This window comes from Microbacterium sp. 18062, from assembly GCF_902706225.1.
Taxonomy (GTDB): Bacteria; Actinomycetota; Actinomycetes; order Actinomycetales; family Microbacteriaceae; genus Microbacterium.
On sequence record NZ_CACSKB010000312.1, the window covers coordinates 1 to 459 of the forward strand.

The 459-nt window shown below is 66.9% G+C and carries 1 protein-coding gene; it reads right to left on the reverse strand.

The features are described 5' to 3' along the window. Positions 1-248, reverse strand: a 248-nt coding sequence (locus GVL03_RS23580; RefSeq protein ID WP_159502641.1) for a LysR family transcriptional regulator, incomplete at its 3' end; no start/stop codon positions are given. Between the last annotated feature and the right edge of the window lie 211 nt (positions 249-459).

The following is a 459-nucleotide window of genomic DNA, read 5'->3' on the forward strand; positions in this document are numbered from 1 at the left end:
GCTTCGTCCAGCCCGACCAGCGCCTGCCGCGCCTCGCGCAGGAACTCCTGCCCGAGCTGCGTCAGTTCCACGCGCCGCGTGGTCCGCTCCAGCAGCCGCACGCCCACCGCTTCTTCGAGCCGCTCCACGCGCCGGCTCAGGGCCGGCGCCGAAAGGCACAGCGCCTCCGCCGCAAGGCGGAAACTCGCCTTCTCCGCGGTGACCACGAAGGCCTGCAGTTCCGCCAGATCGAATTTGATGCGCAGCATGCACTAGTCTCGTTATAAATTGCAATTCACAAATTATTGCGCGCTGCCTAGGATGGCGGCCCATTCCGGAGACAAGCAAACATGCAAAGACGCCCCCTCGTGCTGGCCGCCGCCCTGGCTGCCGGCCTGTCCTTCGCCGGCACCGCCGCCCAAGCCCAAGATTTTCCCCCCAAGAAGGCCGTGACCCTCGTGGTCGGCTTCGCCACCGGCG